A 21,908-nucleotide genomic window follows, 5' to 3' on the forward strand; every position below is an offset into this window, starting at 1 on the left:
CGAGGCCGGTCAGGCGAAGCGGTGCCGGAAGGCGTCCATGAGCGTCGGGCCGTCGTGACCGAGGCGCCACACGCTCCAGCCGTCGGCCGTGGGCGACCCGGAGGCCGCCGACGCCGCGTGGTCCGGGTGCCGGTACCGCCCGCCGTCGGTCAGCTCGATGGTGCCGTCCGGGTGCAGCACCGCCTCGAAGTGCTGGCGGCGGCGCGGCCGGGACCACACGATCACCGTCGGGTGGCCGAGGGTGCTCGCGAGCGCGACCAGGTCGGGGTCCACCTCGTAGTCCACGGTGACCGTCGGCGCCCAGGGCTCCGGCGGCACGGGCGACGTCAGCGGGTCGTAGCCGCCCTGCAGGTTTGGCGGCGGCGGGACGCTCGACCATCGGCCGTCGTCCAGCGGGACGGGCGGCGGCGTGCTCAGCCGGGGCGGCTCGAGCGGCGGCACCTGCAGGCGCGGCAGGTCGTCCTCGACGCCCGACCACCGGGGCTCGGGGACCGGCAGGTCGAAGGCCGGGGTCGCGGCCTCGCCGAACGCCTCGCCCAGGCCCGGCCGGTGGCCCGCAGGGGCGTACGACTCGGCGTCCTCGAACGACTGCCCGGCGAACCGGTCGGCCCGCGAGCGCCGCCGCACCGTGGGCGCCGCCGCACCGGGCCGATGCTCCGACAGCGGGCGCGGCCTGGTCTCCCGTGTGTCCTCGAGGTCGGGGTCGAGGCCGGAGTACCGGCTGGGCGCCGCGGGGGGCGCAGGAGGCACGGGGGGCTCGGGGGCCGGCATGGGCGGCGGGGGGACGGGGCCCACACCGCGGACCGGCTCGGGAAAGCCTCCCGTCGCGAGGCCCGCGTCGGCGGACGGCGCGGACTCCGGCGACCGCGGGCGGGCCGCACGGCGTCGCGACCGGGTCTGCGTCCCGGCCGGCATCTTGCCCGTGAGCGCCAGCCCGACGGCGACACCCTCCGCGAAGATCTCCGGCTCGAGGCCGGCCGCCTGCTCCGCCGCGCGCCGCGCGGCCGCGTCCGTCGTCGCCCCCGCGACGGCGGGCGCCTGGCCGCCCTCGGGCGCGGACAGCCGCGGGGCCGTGGGCGCCGACGCCGGGTGGATCACGAGGGGCGAGACGTCCACGAACCGGCGCCCGTCGGCGCTGTGCACCACGCCCATCTTCAGCACCTCGACGGGCATGGTGGGCTGGCGCAGGAAGTCCACGGCGTTGAGGATCTCCTCGCTCGCCTCCTGGCAGATGATGATGAGCCGCGCGCTGCTGCGCCCGGGCTGGGAGCGGGTGATGGGCACGCTGTCGTAGAACGCCGCGACGTCGCGGTGGAACGCCGACGGGCCGCCGTGGTATCGCTCGGAGAGCGCGCCGCGCGTCAGGCGCCCGGCCGCGCCGGCGTGGTCCAGGGCGCGGGTGAGCGCGGCCCGGTCGAGGTCGGCCACGAGCTCCACGACCACGGGCGAGCCGGTGGCGTCGAGGGCCAGGAGGTGCGGCTCGTCGGGGCCGGCGCCCGGGGCGACGGGGAAGATCTGCTCGCCGAGCAGGCCGTCGATGTGGCTGTCCACCACCCGGTGGGCGGTGGTACCGACGCCCGGTTGAGGTGCCGCCGGCGACTGGCCGGGCTGGACGAGGAGGGGCCGCTGCGCGTCGACCTCGAACAGGGGCATGCACACCACTCCTGGCTCGGATCGCGGCCCGGGTGGCCGGATCCCGGGCCCAGCCTAAGGCCCCTCCCGACGTGGCCTGCAACACAGGCGGCTCCCGGCCTCGTCGCGGTGCGCCGCCGCACCGGCGAGATGTTCCGGGGCTACGCGTGGCCCGCGCCGCCGCCGTCCGCGAGCCGCTCCTCCACCCGCGCGATCTTGGCGTCCAGCTGCCCGGTGTAGCCGGGGCGGATGTCGGCCTTGAGCACGAGCGAGACGCGGTGCCCGCCCGCGCCCACGGCCTCCGTGGCGCGCTGGATCACCGGCATCACCTCGTCCCAGTCCCCCTCGATCTCGGTGAACATCGCGGTGGTGCGCGTCGGGAGCCCCGACTCGCGGGCGATGCGGACGGCGGCGGCGACGGAGTCCGCCACGGACTCGCCCGCGCCGAGCGGGGCGACGGAGAAAGCAAAGACAGCCATGGCCCCATCCTGCACACATCCCATGTCGTCGGTTGAGCCTGTCGAGGACCAGGTTTCGACAGGCTCAACCAGCGGAAGACCGGGTTTCGACAGGCTCAACCAGCGAAAGACCAGGTTTCGACAGGCTCAACCTGCGGAAGAGGCGCCGCGGGACCTTAGGCTCGTCGGGTGAGCACACGCGTCACTCTTCTCGCCGGCGGGGTCGGCGGCGCCCGCCTCGCCCACGGCTTCGCCCTCGCCCTGCCCGACGGCGGGTTGCCCGACGGCGGGCTGTCCGTCGTGGTGAACGTCGGCGACGACACCGAACGCCACGGGCTGCAGGTCTCCCCCGACCTCGACACCGTCATGTACACCCTCGCGGGCCTGAACGACGAGGAGCGCGGCTGGGGGCTGCAGGGCGAGTCGTACGCGACGCTCGAGCAGCTCGCGCGCCTCGGCGAGGACACGTGGTTCGCGCTGGGCGACAAGGACCTGGCCACGCACGTCGTGCGCACGGCGGCACTGCGGGACGGCGAGCCGCTCAGCGCGGTGACCGCGCGGCTGACCGCGGCCCTGGGCGTGTCCGCCCGGGTGCTGCCCGTCACCGACGACCGGCTGCGCACCCTCGTCGACACCCCGAAGGGCCGGGTCGCGTTCCAGGAGTACTTCGTCCGCCGCCGGCACGCGGACGCCGTGCTCGGGCTCGCCTTCGACGGTGCCGCCGCCTCCCGCCCCGCACCGGGGGTGCTCGACGCGATCGCCGGCGCCGGGATGCTCGTCGTCGCGCCGTCCAACCCGTTCCTGTCCGTCGAGCCCGTGCTGGCCGTGCCCGGGGTGCGCGACGCCGTGCGTGCGTCGACGGCGCGGCGCGTGGCCGTGAGCCCCATCGTCGGCGGACAGGCGATCAAGGGTCCGGCCGCGCAGATCCTGGAGACGCTCGGGCACGAGGTCTCCGCGCTCGGCGTCGCCCGCCTGTACACGGGCCTCGTGGACGTGATGGTCGTGGACGACGCCGACGCCGCCCTGGCCGCGCCGATCGCCAAGCTCGGGTTCGAGGTGCTCGTCACCGACACCGTCATGGGCGGCCCGGCGGGGCGCGAGCGGCTCGCGCGCGAGCTGCTGTCCGCCGTCGGACCGGCCGCGTGACGGTCGTCGCCGTCGTCCCGCTGCGGGACGGTTTCTCGGGGAAGTCGCGGCTGGCGACCGCCCTGGACCCGGCGGCCCGGCGCCGGCTGGTCGCGGCCCTCGCCCGGCACGTGGTCGGCGTCCTGCTGGCTTCGGACGGCGTCGACCACGTGCTCGTCGTCACCGGCGACCTGCCGTTCACGACCGAGACGCTCGCGCCCGTGGCACGGCGCGGCAGTTGGGGGACGGTGCGGCAGTTCGAACTGCCGCACCGTCCCCCAACTGCCGCATCGTCCGGCGCGCGGCTCGAGGTGGTCGCCCAGCCGCCCGAGCGGCCGGGGCTCAACGCGGCGCTGGACGTCGGGCGCGAGCGGGCCCTCGCGCTCGGGGCGGTGCGGCTGCTCGTGGCCCACGCCGACCTGCCGCTGCTCACGACCGACGACGTCGCGGCGCTGCTCGCCGACGACGCCGCGGTCGTCGTGGCCACCGACCGGCACCTCGCGGGCACGAACCTGCTCGCGCTGCCCGCTCGCCTGCCCGGGGACGCCGCCTTCCGGTTCCGCTTCGGCGAGGGGTCGCGGACGGCGCACGTCGCCGAGGCCGAGCGCGTCGGCCTGCGCCCCGTCGTCGCGCGGCGCCCGGGTACCGCCGTCGACCTCGACACCCTGGACGACTGGGGCGAGCTGCCCGACGCCGTCCGTGACCGCCTTCGCGTCGACGTCGAGCACCCCCTGCCCTGAGCTCCGCGGGCCGCTCAGTTCCGCACCGAGGCCCGGTCCACAGCGCATGAGCACAGAGCCGAGCATCGAGCTGATCGAGCAATCGGGCCTGCCGAGCAGGAACTTCGAGGGCTACCTGCACGGCTCGGCCGTGTCGGTGATCTTCTCGCGCACCGACCGCGACGGCGCCGGCCCCCGTCTGCACCTGCACCCGTACACGGAGACGTTCGTGATCCGCTCCGGGCGTGCCCTGTTCCGGGTAGGCGACGACGAGGTGGTCGCCGTCGGTGGCCAGATCCTCGTGGCGCCACCCCAGACCCCGCACAAGTTCACCGTCATCGGGCCGGAGGTCTATGAGGCCGTGCACGTCCACGCCAGCGACCGCTTCTCGACGGAGTGGTTGGAGTAGCAGCCGGAATAGTGGCCGGAGCAGCCCGTCACACCGCGTCGAGGCGCACGCGCAGCTCGTCGTCGAGGTCGAGCTCGGCCGCGCCGAGCAGCTCGTCGAGCTGCGCGACGGTGCTCGCGCCGACGATCGGCACCACGGGCACGTCGCCGCCCAGGAGCCAGGCGAGCACCACCTGGTTCGGGGTGGCGCCGATCTCCGCGGCGACCTCGCGCAGCACGCGCAGCCGCTCGTGCGTGGTCGGGTGGTCGAAGCCGTCCCACAGGGGCTTGTCGTCGCGCACCAGCGCGCCCTGCATGAGCGGCGAGTAGGCGACGACGGCGAGCGGGCTGCCCGCGTCGGACGACGCGCGGGCGTAGTCGAGCAGCTCGTAGGACGCCCAGTTGTGCCGGCCGACGTCGGGCCGCGGGTACGGGTAGGTGAGCTGCTGCTGCACCAGGCCGTACGGCGCGACGCCCTGGCGGCGGGCCTCCTCGCGGGCCTCGACCACGCGGTGCAGCGCGACGTTGGAGATGCCGGCGATGCCGACCAGCCCCTCGGCCTGCAGCTTGCCGAACGCCCCGACGGTCTCGTCCAGCGGGGTGTCGTAGTCGTCCACGTGGCCGTAGTAGGCGTCGAGGTGGTCGACGCCCAGGTGGCGCATGCTCTCGCGCGCCTCCCAGGCGATGGTCTCGGCCGCGAGCCCCTGGTAGTTCGCGGGCGGGGTGTTCGACAACGGCTGGTTCGGGTCCTTCTTGGCCGCGCCCACCTTGGTGGCGATGCGCAGCTCGTCGCGGTTCCCCCGGTCCGCGAGCCAGCGGCCGAGGACGTCCTCGCTGTCCCGGCCGGTGCCCCCGATCCACGAGCTGTAGTTGTTGGCCGTGTCGAGGAACGTGCCGCCGGCCTCGACGAACCGGTCGAGAATCGCGCGGGACGTCGTCTCGTCGGTCCGGGTGCCGAACCACATGGTGCCGAGGCACAGGGTGCTGACCTCGAAGGAGGTGGTTCCGTCGCCGATGGTGCGGTCACGCATGGGTGCTCCTGTCCGTAGGTGCCGGCGGAGGTCCCGCCGGCTGACATCCACGACGCTACGAGCCGATCGGTCCGGGTGTACCGTCCAATCCCATGGCATCGGCCCAGACCAATCCGCGCCTGGCGTGGGACACCGTGCTCGACCTCGGGGACGACGACGCCCCGTTGGTGGCGCGCCTCGAGCGGGCCGTGCGCGGCGCCGTGCGCGGCGGCCGCGTCCCCGGCGGCGCCGCGCTGCCGCCGAGCCGCGCCCTCGCGGAGTCGCTGGGCGTGTCGCGGTGGGTGGTGACCGAGGTCTACGGGCAGCTCGTCGCCGAGGGATTCTGTGAGGCGCGCGTGGGCTCCGGCACCCGGATTGCCGCCGGAGCCGCGGCGCACGCCGTCCCGAAGCGCCCCGTGTCGCCGGCGCCGGGGGCGGCGGACCCGCCCGGGCGCGCGCACCTCGACCTCGCCCCCGGCGTACCCGACCTACGGCACGTGCCCCGCGCCGCCTGGCTGCGGGCGCTGCGCGACGCGCTCGCCGACGCCCCCGACGCCGACCTCGGCGCCCCCGACCCCGCCGGCCACCCGGCGGCCCGCGCCGCCGTCGTCGACTACCTGGCGCGGGCCCGCTCCACCTGCGCGAGCAGCGACGACGTCGTGGTGACGCACGGCGCCGCCGACGGCATGACCCGCCTCGCCCGCGCGCTGCGGTCCGCCGGGCACCGCACCCTGCTGGTCGAGGACCCGAGCTGGGGGCGGCTGCGCGACGTGGCCCGCGACGGCGGCCTGGTCCCCGTGCCCGTTCCCGTCGACGAGCGCGGGGTCGTCGTCGACGCCCTCGTCGCGGCGGCCGGGCGCACCGGCGCCCGCGCAGCCCTCGTCACGCCGGCCCACCAGTTCCCGAGCGGCGCGGCGCTGGCCCCCGAGCGGCGCGACGCGCTCGTGTCGTGGGCGCGGGAGGCCGACGGCCTGGTGATCGAGGACGACTACGACGCCGAGTTCCGCTACGACCGGCGGCCGGTCGCCGCGCTCCAGGGTCACGACCCGGGTCGCGTCGCCCTGCTCGGGTCGCTCAGCAAGACGGTCTCGCCGGCGTTCGGCCTCGGCTGGCTGCTGCTGCCGCCGCGGTGGCGCGACCGGCTCGGCGCGCACGCGGGCGGGCACGGCCCGTCGACCATCGACCAGCTCGCGCTCGGCCGCTTCCTCACCGACGGCGCCTACGAACGCCATCTGCGCGCGGCGCGCGGACGCTTCCGGGCGCGGCGGGCGGCGCTGCTCGAAGCGCTCGGCGCCGCCCTGCCCGGGCTGCCGGTGACCGGGCTCGCCGCCGGGCTGCAGGTGGTCCTCGGCCTGCCCGACGGCGTCCCCGCCGCCGCGGTGGTGCGGGCCGCCGCCGACCGCGGCGTCACGGTGGCCGACCTGCGCAGGTACCGCATCAGCGCGGCGCCGGGCCCCGCCCTGCCGACCGAGGCGCTCGTCGTCGGGTACGGCAACCTCGCCGACGCGAGGGTCGGTTCGGCTGTCGCCCAGCTCGCCGCGGCCGTCCGCGCTGCCGCGAGCTGAGCCGCGACCGACCCTGGCCGCGACACTCGGAGCAAATGCGCGCACGCTCCTCGATGACCTCAAGACGCTCGGCCTGCTGTTCGAATCGCTGTGTGTCCGCGACCTTCGCATCCATGCACAGAAGCTCGGGGGAACGGTCTACCACTACCGCGACGAAGTCGAGCTCGGGGGCACGGCAAACATCGACAGCGCAGCGGCTCATTTGTCCGCCCTTGCTACCAAGGTCTCCGAGAAGCGGGCCGGACAGCTCACGTCGCTCAACGTCCTGACGGCCGGGACCACCAGCTATTCGCGCCCCGACGGTGTCACTGTGATTGCACTCGGCCACCTCGGCAGCGCCTGAGGACACCCGGCCCGCTCAGCGCGTCGTCCCGCTCGGGCAGACGCCTCACCAACGCCCGCGGTGCACGACCTCGTCCAGCGGCTTGCGGCGGCGTCGCGTCGGCGATCCCTTCGCACCGCCGTCCGCCGGGTGACCCACCGCGACGACGCCGGTCTGGACCCACTCGTCCGGGATGCCGAACGCCTCGCGGAACGCCGGCACCTCATCCGCGCCGATGCCGAAGAAGCACGCGCCGAGACCCTCGTCGACGGCCGTCTGCAGCATGATCAGCGACGCCATCCCGGCGTCGACGTGCCAGTACGGCACGGGCCAGCGCGCCTCGTCGCGGTCCGTCCAGCCCTTGTCGGCCTCGGCGTACCGGCCGAGGTAGGCGGCCTTCGAGCACAGCGCGACGACGAGCACCGGCGCGGTGCGCATACCCGTGAGCCACGCGGACATGTCGCGCTCGGACGCTGCGGGGGTGGCCGCCGTCCAGAAGCGCTCCCGGTCCGCCGGCTCCGTCAGCACGAGGAACGACCAGCCCTGCGAGAACCCCGCGCTGGGCGCACGCACGGCGTTGCGCACCAGCCGGTCCACCGCGGCGGGCGCCACCGGCTCGTCCGTGAACCGCCGCACCATCCGCCGGCGTCGCACCACGTCCTGGAAGTCCACGCCCCCCATCCTCTACCGCCGGTCGAGCCCGTCGAGACCAGCGAGGTGGTTTCGACAAGCTCAGCCGTCGTTCCGGTCAGAGGACGAGCTCGGGCTGCAGCTTGGTGATCGTCCAGACCCGTTGGCGGCGGGCGGCGAGCGTCGTGAGCGCCAGCGCGACGACGAACACGCCGACCAGCACGCTGATGTCCCGCACGACGGTGGTGAGGTCGCCGCCGTACAGCAGCTGGCGCAGCCCCTCGACGGCGTACGTCATGGGCAGGAACTGGTGCATCGCCTTGAGCGGCTGCGGGATGGTCTGCCACGGGAACGTGCCGCCGGCGGTGACCAGCTGCACCAGCATGAGCACCAGCCCCAGGAACTGCCCCGCCGCGCCGAGCCAGACGTTCAGCGCCTGCATGATCGCGATGAACGTGGCCGAGACGAGCACCATGAACAGGACCGTCGACAGCCCGTACACCGGCTGGATGTCGAGCGCGAACTTGGTCACCGCGAACATCGCGGCCACCTGCACGACGCCGATGGCCGCCGGGGTCGCCCAGCCGCCCAGCGCGGTGGCGAGCGCCGACCGGCCCGCGGCGAGCGCCCGCGTGGACAGCGGCCGCACCAGCAGGAACAGCACGTACGCCCCGATCCACGTGGCCAGGGACAGGAAGAACGGGGCCAGGCCGGCCCCGTAGGTGCTGGCCTGGGACAGGGCCTCGTTGCGCACCTCGACCGGGTTGCCGATGGTGTCCGCCGTGTCCTCGCGCGTCTTGGCGTCGACGTCGGGGATCTTGCCGAGCCCCTCGGCCAGCCCGTCGTACAGCTCCTTGGTGCCGCTCTTGAGCTCCCCGGCGCCGTCCGCGAGCTTGGTCGTGCCGGTCGCGAGCTTGGCGGCACCGCCAGAGACCTCCTCGGCGCCGTCGGCCAGGCGGTGCACCCCGTCGACGAGGGTGGGGGTCGCGTTCTCGAGCTCCCCCGTGCCGCCCGCCAGCCGGTCCGCGCCGGACGCGGCCGACGCGATGCCCGACGTCAGCTCCGGAGTCGCATCGGCGAGCGTGGACGCGCCGGTCGCCACCTGCCGGGACCCGTCGGCGAGCTCGTCCAGCTTCTCCGACGCGCCCTCCACGGTCTTCACGGCGCCCTGCACGTCCGTGCGCTGGGCGTCGAGCGCCGTGGCGACGTCGTCACGCACGGTGTCCAGCCGGTCGAGGACGTCGGCTCGTAGCTGTCCGCACTGCGCCTCGAGATCCGTGCCCTCGGCCTGCGCGCAGAGGTCGGCGAGCTGCTGGCCGAGGTCCGCCCGCCCCTGGTCGAAGGCCTCGGCCGCATCGGACCGCGCCCCGTCGAGGGTGGGCAGCACCTGCTGGGCGGCGTCGGCTGCGTCCTGGCCGTACTGCGCCACCTCCGCGTTGCCGTCCGCCACCTGATCGGCGCCGTCGGCGAGCTTCTCCGTCTGCGCGGGCAGGTCCGCGGTCTTCGAGCGCAGCTCCCCCAGCCCGGACGCGAGCTCCTTCGCGCCGTCGTCGAGCTGCCCCACGGCGCTGGTGAGCGTGCCGACCTTGTCGTTGAGCGTCGTGGTGCCGTCGGCGACCTCCGCGGCGCCGTCGGCGAGGGTGTGCGCGCCCTTCTCCCCCTCCGCGAGGCCCGAGTCGAGCTCAGTGGCGCCGCCCAGGAGGCGCCTCGCGCCGTCCACCGCGTCGGAAAGGTTGGTGTGGATGGACGCGAAGCCGCGCAGGAACGTGTCGGCTGCCGTGGTTCCGACCTCGGACGCGATCGCGTCGCGCACCCTCCCGACGATCTGGTCGGCGATGGTGCCCGCCAGGTAGTTGTTCGCGGCGTTGGTGATGAGCGTGAGGCTCGCCTTCTTCGGTTTGAACTCGCCCGAGGAGGCGAGGTCGGCCGAGAATTGGGGCCCGATGACGAGGGCGGCGTCGTAGCGGCCGGACCGCACCCCGGCCTCGGCATCCGCCTGCGACGTCTCCACCCAGCCGAAGCCGCCGTCCTTCAGGAGCTGGTCGGCGACGTCGCGGCCGAAGTCCCGCTCCGTCTTCTTCCCCGTCTCGGCGTCGGTGACCGTGGTGCCCTCGTCCTGCACGACGACCGCTGCCGGCACGTTCTCGAGCGCCCCGTACGGATTGTGGTTGGCGAACAGGTACAGCCCCGAATACAGCGTGGGGATCAGTGCCATCGCGAGGATGGCGAGCCGGGGCAAGCGCCCCGCGGCGAGTCGCTTGAGCTCCGAGAGGGCGAGCCGGATGGCGGTCACCTGTCCTCCTCCTTGGTCGTCTCGAGCGACGTCTCGTCGGTCGTGCCGTCCGCGGCGGTGTGGTGGTGCCCGATCGTGGGCTCGGGTTCGACGACGGATGGGAGCGGCTGTGTGTCGTCCGGCGCGCCGTCCTGCGGCGGCTCGGCGACGGGGTGCTCAGCGACGGGGGGCTCGGCGACGGGGGGCTCAGCGACGGGGGGCTCAGCGACGGGCGGCGCGACGCGCAGCACCACCTGCGGGGGCTCGTGAATGCTCTGCCCGCGGGCGGGCGGCAGGTGGGCGCCGAGCTCGCGCGCCGACGACCGCGTGCACTGCACCAGCACGCCGAGCCCCGCCGCCGCCAGCGTGCGCGCCGTCGCCCACCAGCCCGACGGCTCGCCGCCGTGCCGGTCCGGCAGCGTGAGCACGACGAACCGCACGTCGGGGTTCTCCGTGGCGAGCGCCGCCAGCACGGCGGTACGCACGACGCCGGGCAGCTGGTCCACCCGCAGCCCGCGGTCGCCCGTGAGGTTGTGCTCGTCGAGCCAGCGCGTGACGTCGCCCGGGAGCGAGCCGCGCCCCGCGAGCGCGAGGCCCTCGGCGACGACGTCGGACAGCGTCAGCGCGTCGTCCGGCTCATTGATGCCCGACACGTCCACGACGGCGGTGCAGGCGCGCAGCACCCCGGGTGCGACCTCCGCGCCGTCGAGGCGGACCGTACCCGCGGAGGGGACGAAGCGCCCGGTCGCGACGAGGGCGAGCGCCGTGTGCCCGTGGCCCGGCTCGCCGGCCACCAGCAGGCACTCCCCCGACGACCAGGCGAGGTCGGTGGCCTCCAGCATCGGTTCCCGACGCCCGTCGACCCGTACCCCGCTGAGCGTGATCTGCACTGCTGCTCCCCGTCCCCGCCGCACGCGGCGCCTGTCGACGTGCGATCAACAACTCGACGACTGGTATTGAGTGTGGGTGCCCCGTGCCGGCGCCTCGAAGGCGCTGGTCTTCCACTACTTCGGCTCGACCGTTCAGCTGCGGCGGGAGGTCGCGCTGCAGGCGGTCGCCGAGCTGGAAGAAACCTTGCTGGCACCCGACGATCGTCCCCTCGCCGACCGCCCCGCGCACGCCGTGGGACTTTCGTCGGCTCCGTCACGACGCACCGGCGAGTCTGGGAGGACATCTGGCGCGGCCCGCTCGCCAGCGACGACGTCACGGAGGACGCGTTGGACCGAGTGCGTTCGGCCCTCGTCGCACGCATGACGACGACCGCCGGCGTCATCGGCTTCACGCCCAGCGGCCCGCTGCAGCTGCTCGCGCGGGGATGGGTAGCCCGCCGGTCCGGCGTCCTCGCCCTCACCGACCGAACGGGGCGGGGGCGGTCAGAGACGCGCGGCGATGACCTCCACGAGCGCCTTGCCCTCGACGCCCTCGAGCTGCAGGGCCTGCGTGCGGCACGAGAAGCCGTCGGCGATGTACTCCGTGCCCTCGGCGCGCTCGCGCAGCGCGGGCAGCAGCGCGTTCTCCGCCACCGCCACGGACACGTCGTAGTGCCCCTTCTGCATGCCGAAGTTGCCGGCCAGGCCGCAGCAGCCAGCCAGCACCTTGATCTCGGCGCCGGCGGCGCGCAGCAGGGCCTCGTCCGCCGAGAAGCCCATCACGGAGTGCTGGTGGCAGTGCGGCTGCACGACGGCGGTCACGTCCGAGAGGTCGGGCACCTGCCAGCGCGCGCCCGGGGCGGTGTCCGGCGAGGTGAGCAGCTCCGCCAGTGTGCGGGTCGCGTCGGCGACGGCCTGGGCGCGGGGGTCGTCGGGGAACAGGTCCAGCAGGTCGGAACGCAGCACCGCGGTGCACGACGGTTCGAGCCCGAGGATCGGGATGCCGTTCACCGCGTACGGGCCGAGCACGGACAGCAGCTGCGACAGGCGGCGCCGGGCGCCGTCGAGCTGGCCCGTCGAGATCCACGTCAGGCCGCAGCACGCCTGCTGCTCCGGAACGACGACGTCGTAGCCCGCGTCGGTGAGGACCGTGACGGCCGCCTGCGGCACGGAGGGCGAGAGGGCGTCGTTGAAGGAGTCGGCCCAGAGCACGACCTTGGGCCGCCGGTCCGCGACCGGGTACCCGGGCCGCTCCCCCGCGCGCAGGCCGGGCACGCCGTGCGACGCCCAGCCCCGCTTCCACCAGGTGCGGAATGGGATCTCCGCGAACTGTGGCACCTGCCGCCGCGTGTCCATGCCGCCCGCCCACAGCACGGCCTTGGCGATCCACGGCACGCCCAGCACGCTGTTGACGAACCGCGGCATCCCGCCGGCGAGCCGGGCCCAACGGGGCAGCCAGCCCAGGGCGTAGTGGTCCACCGGCCGGAGCCGGCCCTTGTATGTACGGTGCAGCACCTCGGACTTGTACTGGGCCATGTCTACGCCGGCCGGGCAGTCCGACGAGCAGGCCTTGCAGCTCAGGCACAGGTCCAGCGACTCGTGCACCTCGGGCGCCGTGAGGCCGCCCACGAGGGTGCCGTTCACGGCCTCCTGCAGCACGCGGGCGCGCCCGCGCGTCACGTCCTTCTCGTCCTTGGTCGCCTGGTAGCTGGGGCACATGAACCCGCCCGAGGCGTGGTCGTCCGCGCGGCACTTGCCCACCCCGACGCAGCGGTGCACGGCGGTGGTGAGGTCGTGGTGGTCGTGGGAGAAGGAGAACCCGGTGTGCCCGGTCTTCTTCGAGATCCCGCGCAGGGGACCCAGGCCCGCGAACCCGCGCTCCCCCGGCGCGGTGCTCGTCGGGACGGCCCGCGCCGCCGGGCGGCGGAGGTCGGCGTCGATCGCGACGGGCCGCACCACGACGCCCGGGTTCAGCAGGTCGTCCGGGTCGAAGAGCGCCTTGAACTGCTCCAGGAGCCGGATCGCCTCCGGCGAGTACATCAGGGGCAGCAGCTCCGAGCGCGCCCGGCCGTCGCCGTGCTCGCCGGACAACGACCCCCCGTGGGAGGCCACGAGTCGGGCCGCGTCGGTCATGAAGGTGCGCAGCACGGAGCCGGAGGTCTCCAGCGGGATGTCGATGCGCAGGTGCACGCAACCGTCCCCGAAGTGGCCGTACGGCAGGCCGTCCACGCCGTAGCGCTTCATGAGGTCCTCGAGATCGCGCAGGTACGCGCCGAGCCGCTCGGGCGGGACGGCGGAGTCCTCCCAGCCCGGCCAGGCCTGCTCGCCCGCGGGCGTGCGCCCGGCGAGCCCCGCGCCGTCGGCGCGGATCTGCCACATCTTGGTGGCGTCCGGGCCGGCGGGGAGCACCAGCGACGACAGCGCCGACGAGGACGTGACGACCGCCGCGGCGCGCGCGGCCGCTTCGTCCTGGCTCGCGCCGCCCACCTCGATCATCAGCCAGCCCGCGCCGTCAGGGAGCGCCGGCACCGCGGCGTCGCCCTTGGCCCGCCGCACCACGTCCACGAGGCGGGCGTCGAGCCCCTCGACCGCCAGCGGGTGGTGCCCCAGCAGGCGCGGCACGTCGTCGGCCGCGGACGGCATGTCCGGGTACCCGAGCACCACCAGCGTGGGCGCCGTCGGCACCGGCACCATGCGCAGCGTCGCGCCGAGCACGGTGACCACCGTGCCCTCGGTGCCCACCAGCGCCTTGGCCAGGTCGGAGTCGTGCTCCGGCAGCAGGTGCTCCAGGGAGTAGCCCGACACCTGCCGCCCGAACCGGCCGAACTGCGTGCGGATGAGCGCGAGGTTCTCGCGCACCAGCTCCGCCAGCCCGGGGACGGCGGCGAACGTCGGGTCGCCCCGACCGGCGGTGAAGCGCCGGCCGCGCCCGTCGACGACGTCCAGCTCCACCACGTTGTCGGCCGTGCGGCCATAGGCCACGGCGTGCGGGCCGCACGCGTTGTTGCCGATCATCCCGCCGAGGGTCGCGCGGTTCTGCGTGGACGGGTCGGGGCCGAACCGCAGGCCGTGCGCGGCGCCCGCACGCTGCAGCGACGACACCACCGTGCCGGGCTCGACGACGGCCGTGCGCGCCTGCGGGTCGACCGAGACGACCTGGTCCAGGTGCCGGGAGAAGTCGAGCACCACCCCGGTGCCCACGGCGTTGCCCGCCACCGACGTGCCCGCGCCGCGGGCCGTCACCGGGATCGAGAGCTCGCGGAGCACCTCCAGGCCGCGCACGACGTCGCGCGTGCTGCGCGGGAACGCGACGACATCGGGCACCACGCGGTAGTTCGAGGCGTCCGTCGAGTACTCCGCCCGGCGCCGCGACGACGTGTCGACCTCGCCGGCGACCACCGTCCGCAGCGCGGACGCGACGGCGCCGCGGGCCTCGTCGGCCGCCCGTTGCGCCGCCTGCTCCGCCTCGTCTCGGGTGGGCGCGGTGTCGGCGCCCCGGTCCGGTGTCGGGGAGTTCCGGGTCTGGGCTGGCACCCACCGATTCTGCCATCGGTGCACTCGAACCGCCGACGCGTCCACGCCGTACCGCCTCGTCGGTCGAGCGTGTCGAGACCACGAACCGGGTTTCGACAGGCTCAACCAGCGATCTCGACGACAGGCTCAACCAGCGATCTCGTCGGTCGAGCCTGTCGAGACCACGAACCGGGTTTCGACAGGCTCAACCAGCGATCCTGTCGACAGGCTCAACCAGCGTGTCGGTTCGCGGCCCGCTCCGCCGCGACGCGCGCCGCCTCCGCCTCGGCCTTGTGGGCGTCCCGGGCCGCCTTCTCCAGCTCGCGGACCCGCTTCTGCGCCTCGCGGACGCGCTTGTCCGCCTCCTTGCGCCTGGCCGCGGCCTTCTTGACCTTCGCGTCGGAGGCATAGGTGCCCACGAGGACGACGGCGGCCGCGACGTCCGGGTCGTCCCTCGTGGGTGCGGCGGGCGCCGACGCGCGCCCGCCGACGTACGCCTCGAGGCCGTCGAGCACGCGCTCCAGGCCCCACGCGACGTCGTCGAGCTCGTCGAGCCCGCCGCTCGCGGGCACGTACGTGCCGCGCTCCACCAGCGGCCGCAGGTACGGGAACCGGATCTCGTCGACCAGGAGGCGCAGGGCGTCGCGGTACGCGGAACCCAGCATGTCGTCGTCGCCCCCGGCGTCGGCGACGGCCCGGTCCAGGTCGCGGCCGATGAGCGCCGCGTTCCGGGCGTACCCGCTGGTGAGGAGGATGGTCGCGATCTTCTCGTCGTCCGTCAGCCCGGTGGAGCGCAGGGCGCGCAGCCCGGCGTCGACGACGCGCAGGTTGGCGGGCGTCATCGGGGCGCCGGTCACGGGGATGTCGAGCACCCAGGAGTGCCCGCGGTAGACCGCGAGGGTGAACAGCGCCCACTCGCGCAGCTCGGCCCGCCAGTCGGCCGGCTCGTGCGCGGGCGGGTACTCGACGTCGATGGCGAACTCCTGCATCAGCAGCAGCAGGTCGTCCTTGCTGGTGACGTACCGGTACAGGGACATCGTGGTGAAGCCGAGGCTCTTGGCCACCCGGGCCATCGAGAGGCCGGCCAGCCCTTCGGCGTCCGCGATCTCGACGGCCGCCTCGACGATGCGCTCGATGCTGAGCTCCCGGCGTGGCACGCGCTCCGGCCGCTCGGCCACGCCCCACGCGAGCGCGAGGCGCGGCGGCAGCTCGGGCAGCTCCTGCTCGGGCAGGTCGGTCTCCGGCTGGTCGGTCTCCGGCGTGTCCGTCATGCCCTCATCATCCCCGAACATCCCCGGCGCTCGAGCTTGTCGCAACAATGCATCGGTCGGTCGAGCCTGTCGAGACCTCGGCGGGGTCTCGACAGGATCGACCGACGACCAGCTCTCTCAGCGCGCGGTCCGACGGCGGTACAGGACGCCCCCGACGACGACGCTCGCCGCGAGGAAGCCGACGAGCCACACGACCGCCGTGACGATCGTGCCGCCGTCCGGCGCCCCCATCAGCAGGCCGCGCACGGACTCGATGATCGGGGTGAACGGCTGGTGCTCGGCAAACCCGTGCAGCCAGTCCGGCATGGTCTCCACCGGGACGAACCCCGAGCTGAGGTACGGCACGAAGAGGAAGAGGAAGTTCACGGATTGCGACGCCTCCACGCTCAGCACCAGGCCGAGGGCTGTGCTGAGCCAGGTGAAGGTCAGCACGGCGAGCACCGCGAAGCCGACGAACCCGAGCCAGTCGCCCAGCCCGGCGTCGGGCCGGAAGCCGAGCGCCACCGCCACCAGGACGACGACGGCGGCGGACGCGAGGTTGCGCACGACGCTCGCGATGACGTGCCCCCACAGGACGGACGGCGCGAAGATCGGCAACGTCTTGAACCGGTCGATGGTGCCCGAGGTCATGTCCTGCGCCACGGCGACGGCGGCCGTCGCGGAGCCGAAGCCCAGGCACATGATGAGCACCCCGGGCACGACGTAGTTGATGTAGTCGCCGCTGGTGTCGATCGCGCCACCGAAGATGACGACGAACACGAGCATGATCATCACGGGCAGGGCGAACGCGGTGATGATCCCGTCGACGGAGCGCAGGGAGCGGCGGGCCTCGCGGCGGGCCATGGTGGCGACGTCGCGCAGCGGCGCACCACGCGTGGGCTGCGGGCGGGCTGGCGCGGTGCCGGCGGGCGCCGGCAGGGTGGTGGTCATCGCAGGGCCTCCTCGGGGGACGGGGTGACGGCGGCCGGGCGGGCGGTGGCGCCGCCGGTGGTGGTGAGTGCGAGGAAGACGTCGTCGAGCGTCGGCTTGACCACGCTCACGCCCGCGACGGCGAGGCCGTGGGCCTCCGCCTGCTCGAGCACCTGCCGGATCGCTCGAACGGGCTCGGCGCTGGGGAACGTGAGGGCGAGGCTCTTCTCGTCCGTCTCCGCGGCGTCGAGGCCGGCTACCCCCATGCCGCGCGCGGCCGTCAGGCTCGCCGCGTCGTCGAAGGAGACGCGCACGTGGTCGCCGGAGACGAGCGACTTCAGCTCGGCCGCCGTGCCGCGCGCGGCGATGCGCCCCTCGGACAGGACGGCGATCGTGTCGGCGAGGCGGTCCGCCTCCTCGAGGTACTGAGTGGTGAGCAGGATCGTAGTGCCGTCGGCGGCGAGGCCCCGCACCACCTCCCAGAGCTGGGAGCGGGACGCCGGGTCGAGGCCCGTGGTGGGCTCGTCCAGCACCAGCACGTCCGGGTCGGCGACGAGGCTGATGGCCAGGTCGAGGCGACGTCGCATACCGCCCGAGTAGATGCCCACGCGCCGGCGGGCGGCGGCCGTCAGGTCGAAACGCTCCAGCAGCTCCTGCGCCCGCCGCCGCACGGCGGCCCGCGGCAGGTGGGCGAGGTCCGCCATCATGACGAGGTTCTCCTCCCCCGTCTGGAACTCGTCCACCGACGCGTACTGGCCGGTCAGGGCAATGCTGCGGCGCACCCGCGCCGCCTCACGCACCACGTCCGCCCCGGCGATCGTCGCCGTGCCGCCGTCCGGGTGCACGAGCGTGGTGAGGATGTTGACGGCGGTCGTCTTGCCGGCGCCGTTCGGGCCTAGCAGCGCGTAGATCTCGCCGCGCCGCACGGTGAGGTCCACGCCGCGCAGCACGGCGGTGCGCCCGTAGGACTTGCGCAGCCCCCGCACCGCGATCATCGGGTCGTTCATGGCCGTTCCCCTCGTGGTTGGTCGTCGCCCGAGTGGGCCGTGTGTGTATGGCGTACACGAGCGTACGTCATACACGCGGTGTTGACCATAGACTTCGTGTGTTCGATACACGCGCACTCCTGCACGCGCGCCCCGCGACGCTCCCGGCTACGGTCGGAGCGTGCGCGTCGTCGTCGTAGGTGCCAGCGGGAACGTCGGAACGGCCGTGCTGCGTGCGCTCGTCCAGGAACCCGCCGTGACCTCGGTCGTCGGCGTCGCCCGACGGGTGCCGCGCGCCGACGGCAGCAGCACCGTGGCCTACCCGCACGACGCCGCCGAATGGGTCCGCGTCGACCTCACCGACACCGTCGACGCCGTCGTCCGCGGTCTCGACGAGGCGTTCCTCGGTGCCGACGCCGTCGTGCACCTCGCGTGGGCATCGCCGGCCACCCGCAGCCTCGAGGCGCAGCGCCGCCTGAACCTCCGGGGCACGCGCACCGTGATCGACGCCGTCCTGCGCCAGCACGTGCCGCACCTGGTGATCGGCTCGACGTCCGGCGTCTACTCCCCCGGACCCGCCGACGGCTCGGCCGTGGACGAGTCGTGGCCGGCGCGCGGCGTGCCGACCTCGAACTACTCGGTGCAGAAGGTGGCGGTCGAGCGGATGCTCGACGACGTCTCCGCGGCGCGACCCCGGCTGGTCGTGACGCGGATGCGGCCCGCCCTGATGTTCCAGCGCGAGGCCGGCGCCGAGCTCTCCCGGTACTTCCTCGGCCGGCTGGGCACCTTCGCCCTGCGCACGGCCGCGCGACGGGCGCCGGAGGGCGCGCTTCTGCCGGTGGTCCCGTTCCCGGCGGGCCTGCGGCTGCAGGTGCTGCACGCCGACGACGCGGCCGACGCGTACCGGGCCGTGGTCGTGGGGCGGCACCCAGGGGCGTTCAACCTCGCCCCGACGGGCTGGCTCGACGGCGAGGCGATCGCCCGCCTGCTCAGCGGCGGCCGCACGGTCAGCGTGTCGCCCGACCTGGTGCGCACCGGCCTGTCGGTCGCCTCCGCGGCGCGGCTCGTGCCGATCGACGTGGGCTGGTTCGACATGGCGCGCGCCGACGTCGTCATGGACGCCTCCCGGGCGCGCGACCTGCTGCACTGGCGGCCGACCCTCGACCAGGGCGACGTGCTGCGCGAGGCCGTCGAGGGCGTCCTCGCCGGCACCGGCGCCGACACGCCCCCGCTCACCGCGAGATAGAGAACCCCCGACCGCTGGTTCTCTATCTCGCGGTCGGGGGTTCTCTATCTCGCCGAGCTCAGCCCTGGAACGTGACGTCCAGCGTGATCTCGCCGACGCCCGCGAGCGCCTTCGAGACCGGGCAGCCGGCCTTCGCGGCCTCGGCGGCGGCGCGGAAGCCGTCGGCGTCGAGGCCCTCGGCCGAGCCGACCACGGTCAGCTTGATCCGCGAGATCTCGAAGCCGCCACCGTGCGCGGGGCTCAGGGTGACGTCGGCGGTCACGTCGGTCTTGCCGGGCGTCCCGCCGGCGTTCGCGACCTCGAGCGAGAACGCCATCGCGAAGCACGACGAGTGCGCGGCCGCGAGGAGCTCCTCCGGGCTGGTGACGCCCTCGGCGTTGTCGGCGGCCCGCCGGGGGAAGGAGACGTCGAACGCGGCGGCGCCGGAGCTGGCCAGCTCGATCCGGCCTGAACCCTGCTGGATGTCGCCGTTCCAGGCGGTGCGTGCGGTACGAGTAGGCATGGGGTGCTCCTTCGTGCTCCGGGACAGGTCACGACGACCGTAACCCGCTCATCGAGGCGCGGCGAAGTCCATGGCGTCGTCGGCGACGGCGATCACCGACCAGGCGTTGCCGTCGACGTCGGACAGCTCGTACGCCGGGACGAGCACGACCGACCCGGCGTCCTGGTGCTGCTGCGCGAGCTCGGCCTCCTCGGCGTAGACGACCGGCCAGGCGGACCCGGAGAACCACGGGTCGCCGAGGCGCTCCACCGCGTCGGCCGCGCTGATCACGGGGTACGTCCCGAGGTCGGTGGTGGGGGCGAGAAAGCCGACGGGGGTGGCGACGTCCTCGCGCCGCCACGGGTCGGCGGCCGGGTCGTTGAAGCCGAACGACGCGCTCCCGTCGACCGACAGCCAGACGCTCGGCGACGTGGCGTCTCCGGCGAGCAGCGATCCCGCGCTGCCCCCGGCGGCCTGGTCGGCGCACCAGGTACCGCACCGACATCACCCGCAGATTCATCCCTCCGCCGGGCCCGGGCGGACCTACGGTGCGGGCATGACTGTCGACACCGACCCGGCTCCCACCAGCGCGGACGCCGCCACGCCCCCGCGCCGGCGTCGTGGTCGGGTGGGGCGGTGGGTGGTGCTGGGCGTGTGCCTGGCGGTGCTCGCCGCGCTCGTGTGCGCACTGCTGCTGGTGCGGGACGCACTCGTGGCGCGGACGGCGCTCACCGCGGCCGCCGCGCAGGTCCCGGCCGTCGCGGAGGAGCTGCGCGCCGGCGTCCGCGACGGGTCGGACGACGGGGAGCCGGCGACCCTGGCGTCCTCGCCCGCCCTCGCCGAGCTGCGCCGCCAGACCAGCGCGGCGCGCGCGGCGACCGACGGCCCGCTGTGGTGGCTCGCCACCCGCGTGCCCGTGGTCGGCCCGTCCGCGGGCGCGACGGCCGACGTCGCCGTCGTCCTCGACGACGTGACCGACGACGTGCTGCCCCCCCTCGCCGAGCTGGCCGACGCCGTCGCGGCCACCACGCGCACGCCGGACGGCGGCCTCGACCTGGCGCCGTTACGCGCCGCCGCGCCGGGGGCCGCCGTCGCGCACCGTTCGATCGACGCCGCGCAGGCTCGACTCGACGCGGTCGACCCCGACGCGCTGCTGCCGGAGCTCGCCGCCCCCGTGACGACGCTGCGCGACCGGGTCGACGAGCTCGCCGCCACCGTGGCGACGGCGGACGGGGCGGCCGCGCTCGGCCCGCCGATGCTCGGCGCCGACGGCCCGCGCACCTACCTGCTGCTGAGCATGAGCACGGCCGAGCTGCGCCAGGGCGGGGGCATCCCGGGCGCCCTGCTTCTGCTCCGCGTCGACGAGGGCCGCGTGGAGGTGGTGCGCCAGGTCCCGGCGTCCGCCGTCGGCCCGTTCCGCGAGCCCGTGCTGCCGCTGTCGCCCGACGACGACGACGCATACACCGGGCGGCTCGGGACGTTCGTCCAGGACGTCACCGCCACCCCGGACTTCCCGACGACGGCGCGCCTGGCCGCCGAGATGTGGGCCCGCGCCCAGGGCGAGCGGGTGGACGGCGTGCTCGCGACCGACCCCGTCGCCCTGTCGTACCTGCTCGCCGAGACGGGCCCGGTGCAGGTGCCGGTGTCCGCGCCGGTCGCGGAGGACCTCGGCCGCGACACCGTCGAGGTGAGCGCCGAGAACGCGGTCGACGTGCTGCTGCGCCGTGCCTACGACGTGCTCGACCCCGAGACCGCCGACCTGTTCTTCGCCGACGTCGCAGGCGCCGTCCTCGACCGGGTGACGACCGACGACGTCCCGCCCGCCGCCCTGCTCGCCGGCCTGCAGCGCGGCGCCGACGAGCACCGGGTACGTGTCTGGTCGGCGAGCGAGCGGGAGCAGGAGCGTCTGGCGGGCACCGTCCTCGCCGGCACGTACGCCCAGGCGCCGCGGGCGGCCGACGCGGTGGGCGTGTTCCTCACGGACCACGTGTCAGGGAAGATGTCGTCCTACCTGGACTCCTCGCTGAGCCTCGTGGGCTCGGAGTGCACCGACGCGGGGCGGGTGGACACCCTCGAGCTGACCCTCGCCTCGACGGCGCCCGGGGACGCGGCCACCTCGCTGCCCTGGTACGTCGCGGGGCTGCCCGGCGGGGCGAGCCCACCCGGCACGCTGCGGCTCGGGGTGACCGTGTCAGGGCCGCGCGGCGGCGAGGAGCCTCGGCTCGAACGGGACGGCGAGCCGTTCGGCGGCGAGTCCCGCACGACGCACGACCGGCCGACGCTGTCGGCGACGGTGGCGCTCGCGCCGGGCGAGAGCACCACGCTGCGCCTCGTCGTCCCGTCGGGCGCGTCGGGCGACGACGGCGGCACCCCGGCCGGACGGCTCGAGGTCTGGTCCACCCCGACCACGACCATGGGCGGCCTGCACGACCTCGAGGTGCCCGTCTGCGGCTGAGCAGCGAGCGGGTGAATGCGGCTCCGGCCAGCGGTTTCACCCGGGTGAGCCGGGGTCC

At 74.7% G+C, this 21,908-nt stretch carries 18 protein-coding genes; 6 read left to right on the top strand and 12 right to left on the bottom strand.

Annotated features, from left to right (window positions below; all coding sequences use genetic code 11):
* Nucleotides 1-9: 9 nt before the first annotated feature.
* Complete coding sequence (locus AC1C2V_RS04160) at nt 10-1,653, bottom strand: restriction system modified-DNA reader domain-containing protein (RefSeq protein WP_495388290.1); 1,644 nt, start codon at nt 1,651-1,653, stop codon at nt 10-12.
* 140 nt (nt 1,654-1,793) lie between these two features.
* A complete protein-coding gene (locus tag AC1C2V_RS04165; protein ID WP_495388291.1) occupies nt 1,794-2,111 on the bottom strand; it encodes an MTH1187 family thiamine-binding protein in 318 nt (105 codons plus the stop codon).
* Between the two features lie 168 nt (nt 2,112-2,279).
* Between AC1C2V_RS04165 and cofD the strand changes: the two genes are divergently transcribed.
* From cofD to AC1C2V_RS04180, 3 genes are read left to right on the top strand one after another with little or no spacing between them, the layout of a single operon-like run.
* Nucleotides 2,280-3,236: a 2-phospho-L-lactate transferase gene (gene cofD / locus AC1C2V_RS04170; RefSeq protein WP_495388292.1), complete on the top strand. Its 957-nt coding sequence runs from the start codon at nt 2,280-2,282 to the stop codon at nt 3,234-3,236.
* Nucleotides 3,233-3,955: a 2-phospho-L-lactate guanylyltransferase gene (gene cofC / locus AC1C2V_RS04175; protein ID WP_495388293.1), complete on the top strand. Its 723-nt coding sequence runs from the start codon at nt 3,233-3,235 to the stop codon at nt 3,953-3,955. Before cofD ends, cofC begins: the two co-directional genes overlap by 4 nt.
* 46 nt (nt 3,956-4,001) lie before the next feature.
* Nucleotides 4,002-4,343, top strand: a complete 342-nt coding sequence (locus AC1C2V_RS04180) for a cupin domain-containing protein (protein ID WP_495388294.1) — start codon at nt 4,002-4,004, stop codon at nt 4,341-4,343.
* A 28-nt stretch (nt 4,344-4,371) separates the two neighbouring features.
* On the opposite strand, the gene AC1C2V_RS04185 is transcribed toward AC1C2V_RS04180, so the two are convergent.
* Entirely contained in the window at nt 4,372-5,352 is a 981-nt protein-coding gene (locus tag AC1C2V_RS04185) for an aldo/keto reductase (RefSeq protein ID WP_495388295.1), read from the bottom strand.
* A gap of 92 nt (nt 5,353-5,444) precedes the next feature.
* On the opposite strand from AC1C2V_RS04185, the gene pdxR reads away from it, so the two are divergent.
* On the top strand, nt 5,445-6,896 hold the full coding sequence (gene pdxR / locus AC1C2V_RS04190) for a MocR-like pyridoxine biosynthesis transcription factor PdxR (RefSeq protein WP_495388296.1): 1,452 nt from the start codon (nt 5,445-5,447) through the stop codon (nt 6,894-6,896).
* Between the two features lie 388 nt (nt 6,897-7,284).
* On the opposite strand, the gene AC1C2V_RS04195 is transcribed toward pdxR, so the two are convergent.
* The 7 genes from AC1C2V_RS04195 to AC1C2V_RS04225 form a co-directional block, all read right to left on the bottom strand.
* Nucleotides 7,285-7,890 (bottom strand): nitroreductase family protein, encoded by a 606-nt coding sequence (locus AC1C2V_RS04195; RefSeq protein ID WP_495388297.1) that lies wholly within the window; start codon nt 7,888-7,890, stop codon nt 7,285-7,287.
* Between the two features lie 76 nt (nt 7,891-7,966).
* Nucleotides 7,967-10,141 (bottom strand): YhgE/Pip family protein, encoded by a 2,175-nt coding sequence (locus AC1C2V_RS04200; protein ID WP_495388298.1) that lies wholly within the window; start codon nt 10,139-10,141, stop codon nt 7,967-7,969.
* Nucleotides 10,138-11,010: a P-loop NTPase family protein gene (locus AC1C2V_RS04205; RefSeq protein WP_495388299.1), complete on the bottom strand. Its 873-nt coding sequence runs from the start codon at nt 11,008-11,010 to the stop codon at nt 10,138-10,140. Before AC1C2V_RS04205 ends, AC1C2V_RS04200 begins: the two co-directional genes overlap by 4 nt.
* Before the next feature lie 483 nt (nt 11,011-11,493).
* Nucleotides 11,494-14,523, bottom strand: coding sequence for an FAD-binding and (Fe-S)-binding domain-containing protein (locus tag AC1C2V_RS04210; RefSeq protein WP_495388300.1), 3,030 nt, complete (start codon nt 14,521-14,523; stop codon nt 11,494-11,496).
* A gap of 209 nt (nt 14,524-14,732) precedes the next feature.
* A complete protein-coding gene (locus AC1C2V_RS04215) occupies nt 14,733-15,773 on the bottom strand; it encodes a TetR/AcrR family transcriptional regulator (protein WP_495388301.1) in 1,041 nt (346 codons plus the stop codon).
* A 117-nt stretch (nt 15,774-15,890) separates the two neighbouring features.
* On the bottom strand, nt 15,891-16,703 hold the full coding sequence (locus tag AC1C2V_RS04220; protein WP_495388302.1) for an ABC transporter permease: 813 nt from the start codon (nt 16,701-16,703) through the stop codon (nt 15,891-15,893).
* Complete coding sequence (locus tag AC1C2V_RS04225) at nt 16,700-17,689, bottom strand: ATP-binding cassette domain-containing protein (protein ID WP_495388303.1); 990 nt, start codon at nt 17,687-17,689, stop codon at nt 16,700-16,702. Before AC1C2V_RS04225 ends, AC1C2V_RS04220 begins: the two co-directional genes overlap by 4 nt.
* 160 nt (nt 17,690-17,849) lie before the next feature.
* Here AC1C2V_RS04225 and AC1C2V_RS04230 point away from each other — a divergent pair, with 160 nt between their 5' ends.
* Nucleotides 17,850-18,914, top strand: coding sequence for an NAD-dependent epimerase/dehydratase family protein (locus AC1C2V_RS04230; protein WP_495388304.1), 1,065 nt, complete (start codon nt 17,850-17,852; stop codon nt 18,912-18,914).
* A 58-nt stretch (nt 18,915-18,972) separates the two neighbouring features.
* Here the strand turns inward: AC1C2V_RS04230 and AC1C2V_RS04235 are convergent, their stop codons facing one another.
* Complete coding sequence (locus AC1C2V_RS04235) at nt 18,973-19,416, bottom strand: OsmC family peroxiredoxin (RefSeq protein ID WP_495388305.1); 444 nt, start codon at nt 19,414-19,416, stop codon at nt 18,973-18,975.
* 48 nt (nt 19,417-19,464) lie between these two features.
* Nucleotides 19,465-19,686 (bottom strand): hypothetical protein, encoded by a 222-nt coding sequence (locus AC1C2V_RS04240; RefSeq protein WP_495388306.1) that lies wholly within the window; start codon nt 19,684-19,686, stop codon nt 19,465-19,467.
* 265 nt (nt 19,687-19,951) lie between these two features.
* Here AC1C2V_RS04240 and AC1C2V_RS04245 point away from each other — a divergent pair, with 265 nt between their 5' ends.
* Nucleotides 19,952-21,850: a DUF4012 domain-containing protein gene (locus AC1C2V_RS04245; protein WP_495388307.1), complete on the top strand. Its 1,899-nt coding sequence runs from the start codon at nt 19,952-19,954 to the stop codon at nt 21,848-21,850.
* Nucleotides 21,851-21,908 lie beyond the last annotated feature (58 nt).

It is taken from the genome of Isoptericola sp. Y541 (genome assembly GCF_059445465.1).

Bases quoted from the DNA above. Each gene is read 5' to 3' on its own strand.
- AC1C2V_RS04160 (WP_495388290.1), bottom strand. From the start codon at position 1,653: ATGCCCCTGTTCGAGGTCGACGCGCAGCGGCCCCTCCTCGTCCAGCCC.
- AC1C2V_RS04165 (WP_495388291.1), bottom strand. From the start codon at position 2,111: ATGGCTGTCTTTGCTTTCTCCGTCGCCCCGCTCGGCGCGGGCGAGTCC.
- AC1C2V_RS04180 (WP_495388294.1), top strand. From the start codon at position 4,002: ATGAGCACAGAGCCGAGCATCGAGCTGATCGAGCAATCGGGCCTGCCG.
- AC1C2V_RS04185 (WP_495388295.1), bottom strand. From the start codon at position 5,352: ATGCGTGACCGCACCATCGGCGACGGAACCACCTCCTTCGAGGTCAGC.
- pdxR (WP_495388296.1), top strand. From the start codon at position 5,445: ATGGCATCGGCCCAGACCAATCCGCGCCTGGCGTGGGACACCGTGCTC.
- AC1C2V_RS04215 (WP_495388301.1), bottom strand. From the start codon at position 15,773: ATGACGGACACGCCGGAGACCGACCAGCCGGAGACCGACCTGCCCGAG.
- AC1C2V_RS04220 (WP_495388302.1), bottom strand. From the start codon at position 16,703: ATGACCACCACCCTGCCGGCGCCCGCCGGCACCGCGCCAGCCCGCCCG.
- AC1C2V_RS04225 (WP_495388303.1), bottom strand. From the start codon at position 17,689: ATGAACGACCCGATGATCGCGGTGCGGGGGCTGCGCAAGTCCTACGGG.
- AC1C2V_RS04235 (WP_495388305.1), bottom strand. From the start codon at position 19,416: ATGCCTACTCGTACCGCACGCACCGCCTGGAACGGCGACATCCAGCAG.
- AC1C2V_RS04245 (WP_495388307.1), top strand. From the start codon at position 19,952: ATGACTGTCGACACCGACCCGGCTCCCACCAGCGCGGACGCCGCCACG.